This window comes from Candidatus Jettenia sp. AMX1, assembly GCF_030263775.1.
In the GTDB taxonomy this organism is placed as follows: domain Bacteria; phylum Planctomycetota; class Brocadiia; order Brocadiales; family Brocadiaceae; genus Jettenia; species Jettenia caeni.
In genome coordinates this window covers 55,108-65,712 of sequence record NZ_SZPP01000010.1, presented here as the reverse complement: position 1 = coordinate 65,712, position 10,605 = coordinate 55,108, and the positions used below count along the sequence as shown (strand labels likewise).

Below are 10,605 nucleotides of genomic sequence, written 5' to 3'. Positions count from 1 at the left end.
ACCATTTCGTGCATAACCATCGCCGATGTTTAACCAAAGAGTACCATCTTTACGTAAAACACGCCAAACTTCGCTAAAAACCTCAACAAGGCTTTTTACATATTGAACCGGTGACGGCTCCGCACCAATTTGGGAGGAATGATTATAATCGCGAAGACCCCAATATGGTGGAGAAGTGACGCAACACTGAACTGATTCTGCAGGGAGAGCAGGAAGGATTTTGCGGCAATCTCCTGTAAATATTTGTAAATCATTTATCTTAAAATCTGGTATCATTTCTCTCTCATTTTTTTCGTGGTATGGTTTTGCAGCGACAGTTTGGGTTTTAATGCATCAAATATACCGAATTCCGGAGCTTACTCGTAAACCATTTGCCATTGTCTTTATTGCGGTATAACAAAAAAATCAGCCGCCATGCTTTTTACGGTCGGCTGTCGTAGGGGTAAAATCTTTGTTATTGACAAATCGCCTCCATGACCCCCTTCTGTGTTTCCCGATTTCATTCTGCTATTTTCAAATCATCTTAGATAGCTTCAGCAACCCCTCATTTTTAAAAAAATCAAAGCAAGCCGTGCGATAAGGAAAACGTACAGTGAAGATATTTTCAAGCAACCTTGCGTTCGATTTCCTCAAACTTAACAGCTACCTTTTTGGAAACTCCCGGTTCCTGCATGGTAATTCCATACATCACGTCGGCGATACTCATGGTAACTTTGTTATGGGTAATTATAAGGAATTGCGTATCCCTGGTAAAGTCCTTTACAACATGGGAGAACCGATTGATGTTACTCTCGTCAAGGGCTGCATCTACTTCATCCAGAATACAAAAAGGACTCGGCTTGGTTTGGAATACAGCAAAAAGAAGTGCAACGGTGGTCATTACCTTTTCGCCGCCTGAAAGAAGGGTAATTGAGCGAAGCTCTTTATTCGGTGGTTGCGCCATGATCTCTATTCCCGCCTCTAATATATCCACATTTTCCTCCAGGATTACATCGGCTTTACCTCCGCCAAATAGTTTTCTGAACATTACCTGGAAATTCTGACGAATTTCACAAAAGGTTTTCTCGAATAATTCACGACTGGTATGGTTGATTTTTTTTATCAAATCCTGCAAGGCGTTATGTGATTTTTCAAGATCTTCTTTCTGATTCACCAGGAAGGTTTCGCGTATCTCCAGTTCATCTTGTTCTTTAATTGCTTCCAGGTTCACATTTCCTAACCTTTCGATTTTTCCCTGCAATTCTTCGATTTCCTGGGAAACTGCATTCCAGAAATCGACTTGTGAACCGGCGGCGCTGGCAGGTTGGTCTTGAGATATACTTAATTCTAAACTGATTTCACCGGTGGTAGCATCCAAATTTAATAACTCCAGATGATACTCTTCCCGAACGCGCTCCTCCAGATTGGACATACGAATATGGTACTCATTTTCCTTCAGTCGTAATTCCTGTGATTGCTGTTCAATATGTTTGTGTTCTGTCTGTTTTCCTTCAAGGTCTGTCTTTAGTTCTATACGTTTAAGATCATGTTCTTCCTGTCTTGATTTCAGAGAGACTATTGACTCTTCCAGTACAACTCTCCTGGCTTGAAGCTCTTGTATCTGGAGTCCCAGACATCTTATTTCCTCTTCTGCCTCCAGTTTTTTCTGAATACAGCTTTGACTCTCATGGGCAATATGCTTGATTAGTTCTTGGGCTTCCTGTAGTTCAGCACAAAGTTTATTCAGACTTTTTTTCAGTCCATCTTGTTTTTCCTGTTTTTGAGCAAGGCCAACCTTTAAGGTGGTTATCTCATCTTGAATATTCTTTTTTAAGTGCTCTTTCTCCTTTACCAGCATAGACGCATCCTCAACCTGCTGCTCCAATCGCTCATGCTGCTGGTTGAGAAGCTTTAATTCGTCCTGTAAAGCTGCCTCCCGTTCACAAGCCCCCCCGACTTCCACATCTATCTCTTCTATTTCATTCTCATTGATTTTTTTCTCTTCCGTAAGCTCATCTTGCTTTTGTTCATTCTGCGCAAGTTCATTATCTTTAGAGATTTTTGAAATATTTACCTGATCCAATCTTTTTGCCAGTTGAGATGTTTCTATTTCGAGTTCGGCAAGCTCATCGCTGTAATTCTGTTTATTTTGCTCCAATCTTTCAAGGGTTTGCTGGATTTGAATCAAATCATCTTCGATTTTCTTTAATTCACTTTTACGCGATATAATCCCTACCTGCCCTTGTTTCTTGCCACCGCTAAGGGTACCTTCAGGCTCTAATAATTCACCATCAAGTGTTACATAACAAATCCCCTTGGTATAACCGGTTAGCGCCAGCACAGCGTTAAGATCTTTTACAACAATGGTATTGCTTAAAAACCCATGAACTGCCTTACAAACCTCTTCTGTACTATTTACCAGTTTACTGGCAACACCGATAACGCCTGGTTTTTGTAAAATTTCATCGGGAACAGAGGATTGGTTCTTTATTCTGTCTAGCGGGAAAAAAACCGCACGGCCTTTTTGATTCTCTTGTAAGAAGGTAATCGCCTGTACAGCGTTATCTGTAGTATCCACAATAATACCCTGCACTCTATCACCCAAAGCAGTCTCAATAGCCAATGCATACATCAGATCAACCTTTAACAGATCACCAACCATACCCCGTATACCCTTTACCGTTGGTTGCTCTTTTTTAGATTCTTCTAAAATAGTCTTTGCGCCTGCTTCTACACCTTCCGACCGCATCTCGTAATCCATAAGAACTTCGTGCCGGGATACCTTGCTGCTCTTCTGTTGTTTTTGTTGATTAATCTGCTCATCCAAAGAACGTATCATAATCATCAATTCCTGTATGCGTTCTTTTGAAGAAGATACTCTTTGTTCTAAACCGGTGAACTCCTCCATCAGTGCATGTTTTTCTCTCATACTCTCCTGATGTTTAGATACCAAAGTATCCAGAAATGAACTGATTTCCTCTTGTCTTTTCGAAAGCCTCATCCTTCTGCTTTTTAAACTATCTTTTTCCGTAGTTAAACTGCCAATCTCATTTTGAAGGCCAGACTCTTTTTGAAGTATGGTGATAACCTCAGATTTCTTTTCATCCATACTCTGGTACAACAAATCGCATTCCAGACCAATCTGCTTTTGGGCTGTTTCTTTCATCTTTTGAGCATCTACAAACTTAACAATTTCCTGCTCTAACGTAGTCAATAATTCTTTCGTTTCTGTGATTCTATTATCTGTCTCATGTAGTTTGTTTTTCAGGTTTTCCTGCTGCTCGTAATACTTTTCATGCTGAATTTCTAACTCTTTAATACGTTCGTGGTCGTAGTGTATCTTATCCTGATTTTTCGATATCTGCGCCTCCAGATTTATCATCTCTGTTTGCATCTGCGCTGATTGTTGCTCTAATTGATTCATGACATCTTCGATTTCGTTTATTTGAGGCCCGATCTCGTCGATATCGGTAGCTATTCTCTGGTTTTGCTCTTCGATCTGATTTACTTGTTCTGAAACCGTGATCTTCTTATCTTTAAGCTCCCGATAATTCTTCAGTGAAAGTCCTATCTTTAATCGTTTTAGTTGTTCCACATATTCCTGATATTTTCTCGCTTTGGATGCCTGGAGTTTTACCGAGCGCAGTTGTTTCCGTAACTCTTCAATAATATCGCCAACCCGCAACAGATTCTGTTCAACATGATCTAGTTTACCCAAAGCAGCTTTCTTTCGTGATTTAAATTTACTAATTCCCGCAGCCTCTTCAAATAATGCCCGTCGCTCATGAGAATCCGCCCGTAGCAAAGCATCCACATTGCCTTGTTCAATTACAGAATAGGCATCCGCGCCAAAACCCGTATCTATAAAAAGCTCTCGAATATCTTTTAACCGGCTTGCCTGTTTGTTAATAAGGTACTCCGATTCTCCCGAAGTATATAAACGACGGGTAATACAAACCTCAGTATATTCGAGTGGTAATAGTCCTTTATTATTTTGGATAGTCAGGGATACCTCTGCATAACCAAGAGATGGACGCTTATCAGTCCCGTTAAAGATCACATCTGCCATTTCATTACCCCTTAACGATTTTACGCTCTGTTCCCCCAGTACCCACTTTACAGCATCAATGATATTGCTCTTTCCACACCCGTTCGGTCCTACAACAACTGTTATTCCATCTTCAAAAATAATTTCCGTCTTTTCAGCAAAAGATTTAAATCCGAATAATTCTAATTTTTTAAGCTTCATAACCGTAACGTAACTTCAAAATATAAAGACAATATACAAAAAGAGGGGTGTTTTGAATACCTTATTAAAACACCCCTCTTCATTATACATACATTTGGTTCAATACATACATGTAAAATTATTTACATACTATTATTTTCTATGCATATATACTTACCAATTTCTCCATAGTACTAAAAATTCATTATTTCTTTGTTGGTTTCTTTTTTGTATCCTTCTTGTCTGCTGCTTTTGCTGTCTTTCCTGAAGTACCACACTTTTTCATTGCCATACACAATCACCCCCTTTCTGAAATTATCATAAGAACCAAATGGTATAATAAAATCACCAATTCCGAGCTACTACCTTTCCCTCTTCACCGCGAACACAACAGTAATCGACATACTTACCGGCACTTGCTGCAAAATCTCTCAGTGCCTCTACGGGATATGGTATAATCTGTAACATCCTTGTATCCAAACAATGGTTTGGTTTGAATGATTGCAATATGTATCTTTCCGCTCCCTTAATGGCTTTAGCAATATCCTCAATATCATCACCGTCCAATTGAGACGGACATACGGTAGTGCGAAACTCATACTCAATACCGCTTTCCATAATAATACAAATGCTTTTTTTAATGTCCTCAATGTCACAGGATACACCAGAAATTTGTTCATACTTCTCTTTTTGAAGAGGGGCCTTGATATCCATAGCTACACCATCCAGAAGGCCCCTGTCGATTAAATCCTTAAGTACAAGGGGATTCGTACCATTCGTATCCAGGCGAACCATAATTCCTGTTTCTTTTAATACCTTAATAAGCGCAGCGAGATGCTTATGTGAAGTCGGCTCACCACCAGTAATGACAATGCCATCTACCCATCCCAGGTTTTGTCGTATTTTGTCAACGATAGTATCAACAGGAATGGATTCCAGTTCATCTGGTGTTTGAACCAAATGAGGGGCATGGCAATAATGGCAACGCAGGTTACAGGTTGGTAAGAAAATTATTGAAACAATTCTTCCTTCCCATTCAATGAGACTATTTTCTATAAATCCTTTAATTGGTACAACCATACATTAATATTATCTGGTAAATTTGATCTATTTTGGATTCTTCCACAATACTAATTACTCTGCACCGGGAATTCATCAGGCAGGGTATCAGTTCCATTTCACCACAATTGCAACCCTCAGTTAAAGCTTAGCATTTTGTTACGCAAGATTCTGTCAAAACTTCTCTTTCTTTAGGCAATAAATCATTAACCTGATAGTTACCCTTGTGCCTATCTGCCAGTTCGCCGATCTTGGATTTATTCCAGTTATTAATACGGCTAAAATAGCCTACAATTCTTGAAATACCATATACATTCCTGGAGCCGCAATGCACACAAATATCGGTAAGCTTTTGGGTAACTTTTTTACAATCATTGCAAATAGTAAATTCAGGAGAAATTGTAACCTGGGCAGCCTGAGTATTCTTAAAGGTCTTTTTAACAAGATTCATAATACTCGACGCTGGTGGTCTTTCTTCACCAACAAATGCATGGATAATAGCGCCTGATTCAATCATGGTGTGGAATTTACTCTGCAGGAATATACGGGTTATCATATCCACAGGGGCATCCGGACGCAAATGTACGCTATTGGTATAATAGAACTCGTCCCTTTCGATGCTTCCCTTTACCATATCTGCCGCTTCCGGATAATTTCTTACATCGACCTTAGCGAGCCTTCTGCTGGCGCTTTCAGCCGGAGATTCCTCCAAAGAGAATTTTAAATTGTGTTTCTTTCCCGCTTCCTTAACACGTGCATACATATGAGAGACCACCCGCAGTCCCTGTCTGATCATGTCATCACCTTCGTGTAATTCCCTTCCTGTCATAAATTGCAGGCATTCATTTAATCCTAAGATACCCACAATGTATGTCGAAGCTTCCAGATCCACGTAGGGGCGGCCATCCTTGGCTTTCTTACCAATCTCCCAAAGGGGCATTTCCTGACTCTGCATCAACTTCTTGACAAACTTCTTTTTCTGCAAATGTGCCTTTACGGCAATCTCGATAGCTTTGTCAATCTCTTTATACATCGCATCCCAATTACCTTTACCGGCCCGATAAGAGGCTTGAGGAAGATTAATCGTAATATTTTGAAATCCGCAAAAACGCATGCTTTCTGGATGCTGGATCATATAGTTATCATCAATAGTAGTGCGTAGACGGCAGCAAGCAGAGAGTGTGATCTCATCTCTGTCAAAGATAAAGTACGGAACACCATTCTCGCTCGCAATCTGGCATGTATACTCCAAAATCTCGTATTGCTTTGGATCATTAAAGGTATCTTCATTAATATGAAAATCACACTTCGGAAAAGCAAAAACATGTCCGTAGCAATCCCCTTCACGCCATACATCCAGCATAGCAAGAGTAAATTGTCTGGCTGTTTCTTCATACTCCCCATACGTTTTACCGGTAGGTTTTCCACCAGGCCCGATGGCAGGAATATTCCTTAAGTACCTTGGAACACCGGTATGAATATTGAAATCCAGGAATAAAGTCTGGCCTCCGCGGGAAAAAGCACTTTGGGAACAACTGAAGATAAGGTGCTGAGCCTCTTGCTTCATCTCTTTATAGCTCATCCCTTCCAGATAAGGGGCATACATAATATTGACATATCCTACTCCGAGAGCACCGGCGTAGTAAGCCTGCATAGAAGCCAGGAACGTATTCAAATGCCCGGTCAAAGTACGTGCATGCTTTGCAGGTGCAGATTCGGTATCTAAATTCTGAAGCGTCAGCCCATATTTTTTCAAATATTCCAGAGAGTGAGAGGAACAATACACCCGTGTTGGATAACCCAGATCGTGAATATGTACCATCCCGTTGAGGTGAGCATCTGCAACGTCCTTTGAAAATACCTCCTGCAGGGCAAATTGTTTTAATGTATTTTCAGCAATTGCAAGGTTAATTGCCTCCGGATTATTCGTTGCGATATTACTGTTTTCCTTATTTTTCGACATAATTAATTCATCAAGATCGTACTTAGGCATACCAATCACGACTTGTTTTTCGAGTTTCTTGTTATACCCTCTTTCAAAGAGTTCATTATCCACAAGTTCTCGTATAAGAGATGTCGAAATACGGTTTAATCCTGAGGAAAAAACTCTCTGTTCTACGGCACTCGCAATTTCACCTGATGCCTCTTCCGACATATCAGCTTCCTTGAGCAGGGCATCTGCAATTTTTCTTTTATCCCACGGAAATGTTTCATCCTTTGTTTCTGTATTTACCATCAGAGAGACATCAGTTGTATCAGCCCGCTTCTTACTTTGTTTCCGCACACGAAGGGATTCGCGTACCCTCGCCCTTTTATCACGATAGAGAATGTAAGCCTTGGCTGTCTTGGCATGTCCCGTCTCGATAAGCACCTTCTCCACAATATCCTGTATATCTTCAATGCCGGGGGTTTGCCCTGCATATTTCTTTTCCAAAAACATAGTAACAACAACTGCCAGTTCATCAGCTAAGGCACGGTCCTCGCCTCCCACCGCCAATGCAGCCCTAAATATTGCATCAGCAATCTTTTTCTCATTAAAAGGTACTAATCTTCCATCACGTTTTACGATGTTCTCTATTGTTGTGTTCATCCCACTTCCTCCAGCCTAATGTTTAACAGATGCGCCTCGTACATTGCCATTTTCATCTTCCTTTTTCTTTTTAATAGTACTCATAAATGGTTTCAATTCGTCTATGAATTCCGATATATCTTTAAATTCCCTGTATACAGATGCAAATCTCACGTAAGCGACCATATCCAGAATTCTCAATTTTTGCATTACCAGCGACCCTATAAAACTGGAGTCTACTTCCCGATCAAATTTGTTATAAATATCCCGTTCAATTTCATTTACAGTATTTTCTAAAGTATCTGTTGATACAGGTCTTTTTTCACATGCCTTCAATAATCCGGAGAGAATCTTTTTGCGATCAAAAACCTCACGCCTTCCATCTTTTTTAACCACTCGCAGCGGATTTTCCTCAATCCGCTCATACGTTGTATACCGACGCCCGCAACTCAAGCACTCTCGTCTTCGCTTAATACTCAATCCATCCAAAGACGTACGAGAATTAATAACCTTGTCGTTATCTACTTTGCAGAATAAACATTGCATATAACCCTACCATAAAGAATACATGAAATTAAGCTATTTTTAAATCCTATTCGCTTAAAAATATTATATATATTGATAGGTTGATTATATACCATACCACATATAGACAGTCAAGAGGATTCTTAAAAAAAGAAAAAAATACTTCTCATTCTCTGGATTTTTCCCTGAAGTAAATAGTATCTTATTGAGTAAGATACTATATTTTGGTGGGGAGATTTTTTATACTTAATGCGGGGAAATACTCTTAGGGCAAGATTGTTTGTTTTACAAACTTCAACAGCCTTTTTCTTCCTATACTTGTTAATCCGGCATTTTACCAGCCATTCAAAAGGACTATCATTAATTATCAGGGAGGAAAAGGTTTATTTTATAGAACCAGACAAGATGAGGTATTGTAAAAAGTGCATCATGCATTCTTTCCTCTGTAAAGGGCCTTCCGGTAATCAATAAGCCCTGTTCTGTTCAGATTTATCTTAATATGCTTCTTTCTGTAGATCGAAGAACTGCATTGGTAAATTTAACTGTACCCGCCCGATAAGCTAACTTTTTCATCAAGTGCTCTTAAAACATGAATACACTCTCATAACGAATATCTGCCTCATTGAAGGAATTGCTCAATCGCTTCTCTTACCTCATCCAGATATACATCAGTATCTTTACAATATCCATGAGGCCTTAAGTTCGGTACCGCAAATATGGCCTTAGACATAGCTGCCATCAAACCCGTTCTCAGTTCTTTTTCGCAGGCAATGGCTATTACTCCATGTATATCTTCAGCCATAACCTTTTGAAGAGCAACACGCCCTCCTGTAGCCAGGCATATATTTACTCCATACTTTTCAGAAAATTCTAATAAATCCTTAATTTTACATTTCCCACAACGCTTACATTCGCTCAAGTCATTTTTAACATTTTGCTTACACTGGGAATTCTGGATACAGTGGGGAAATAAAATTAATAAATTCTTTGGAGTACACTTCTTTTTACGAAACTTCAACATAAGGTTATTAATAGAAACAACCTTTTTATCAATAAATTCCATAGTACCTGCCTTTAAGTAAGAGGAGTTAAGCTGATCAAAGAGAAGCTAAATAATTTTTTCTGCAATGATAATGTATTAAGCAAATATATTAGGATAGTATAATGAAACGTAAAACTCTTTTAGAACTATACATGACATATTACCTATGATGTCTTTACTTTCTATACACGTGTGTTTATGATATAAACATATCGTTAACTGCTATTTTATGGCCGCGTGCATACTCTTGCACATCCATGTCACGTTTACCCTCAGGTTGTAATCGTGTAATACAAAGAAAACCATCCGCGGTAGCTACATGGATTCCACATGAAGCAATCTCAACGAATGTACCAGGGCTAAGGGATGTTTTGATTTCTGATCCATGATGAATTTGTGTTTTTAAGATAATAATCCTTTTCTTTTCTTGAGAGCTATTTTTCCTATAATAATAGGTATAAGCCCCCGGTGACGGAGTCATGCCGCGTATCCGATTGTAAATTTTTTCTGTTTCCTGCGACCAGGAAATCAACCCATCTTCTTTTTCCAATTTAGGGGCAAAACTCACTCTTATCTCATCTTGTTCTGTGTAGGTTACTTTTCCTGTTTCTATGAGATTGAGCGCTTCAATTAATAATTCTGCACCCATAGAGGCAAGCCTTTTTCCAAGCTCTTCTGCATTTTCATCAGGAAATATTGGTGTTGCCTTTTGAACAATAATATCACCGGCATCCATCTTGGCTGTCATAACTACAGCAGTGACACCAGTAATCTTCTCACCGCAAATAATCGCATGATGAATGGGAGCTGCTCCACGAAATTTAGGAAGTAAAGAGGCATGGATATTAATACATTGATATCTCGGAATCCGGAGGATTGAATGAGATAAAAATTGTCCAAATGCAACAACAACGATACAGTCTGGTGAAAAATATTGAAGTTGTTTCACAACTTCTTCGTTATTGATATTGACAGGTTGTAAAATTTTTAATCCCAGTTTAAGCGCTGCCTCCTTTACTGGTGGAGGGCTTGGCATTTTACTTCTTCCTTTTGGTCTATCCGGCTGTGTAACAACTGCGATAATTTTGTGCGCGGACATTGCCAGCGAGCTTAAACTAGGAACTGCAAATTCAGGAGTTCCCACAAAGACCACATTCATTCTTTAATAAATCAACCTGTATTTATGGTTTGTTTTATACTTAT

Annotated in this window: 7 protein-coding genes; all 7 read right to left on the bottom strand. The window is 39.3% G+C overall.

The features are described 5' to 3' along the window. Positions 1-276, bottom strand: a 276-nt coding sequence (locus FBQ94_RS03770; RefSeq protein ID WP_285441988.1) for a DNA methyltransferase, incomplete at its 3' end; no start/stop codon positions are given. A 328-nt stretch (positions 277-604) separates the two neighbouring features. Beyond that, complete coding sequence (gene smc, locus FBQ94_RS03765; RefSeq protein ID WP_007220789.1) at positions 605-4,228, bottom strand: chromosome segregation protein SMC; 3,624 nt, start codon at positions 4,226-4,228, stop codon at positions 605-607. Positions 4,229-4,552: 324 nt separating this feature from the next. Next, the gene (locus FBQ94_RS03760) at positions 4,553-5,287 is read right to left on the bottom strand and encodes an anaerobic ribonucleoside-triphosphate reductase activating protein (protein ID WP_007220788.1); all 735 of its coding nucleotides are present in this window, start codon (positions 5,285-5,287) and stop codon (positions 4,553-4,555) included. A gap of 127 nt (positions 5,288-5,414) precedes the next feature. After that, complete coding sequence (gene nrdD, locus FBQ94_RS03755; RefSeq protein ID WP_007220787.1) at positions 5,415-7,856, bottom strand: anaerobic ribonucleoside-triphosphate reductase; 2,442 nt, start codon at positions 7,854-7,856, stop codon at positions 5,415-5,417. A gap of 15 nt (positions 7,857-7,871) precedes the next feature. Beyond that, entirely contained in the window at positions 7,872-8,381 is a 510-nt protein-coding gene (nrdR, locus tag FBQ94_RS03750) for a transcriptional regulator NrdR (protein ID WP_051006152.1), read from the bottom strand. A 598-nt stretch (positions 8,382-8,979) separates the two neighbouring features. Next, positions 8,980-9,423, bottom strand: coding sequence for a DUF116 domain-containing protein (locus tag FBQ94_RS03745; RefSeq protein ID WP_007220784.1), 444 nt, complete (start codon positions 9,421-9,423; stop codon positions 8,980-8,982). A gap of 175 nt (positions 9,424-9,598) precedes the next feature. Further along, complete coding sequence (fmt, locus tag FBQ94_RS03740) at positions 9,599-10,561, bottom strand: methionyl-tRNA formyltransferase (RefSeq protein ID WP_040543541.1); 963 nt, start codon at positions 10,559-10,561, stop codon at positions 9,599-9,601. Positions 10,562-10,605 lie beyond the last annotated feature (44 nt).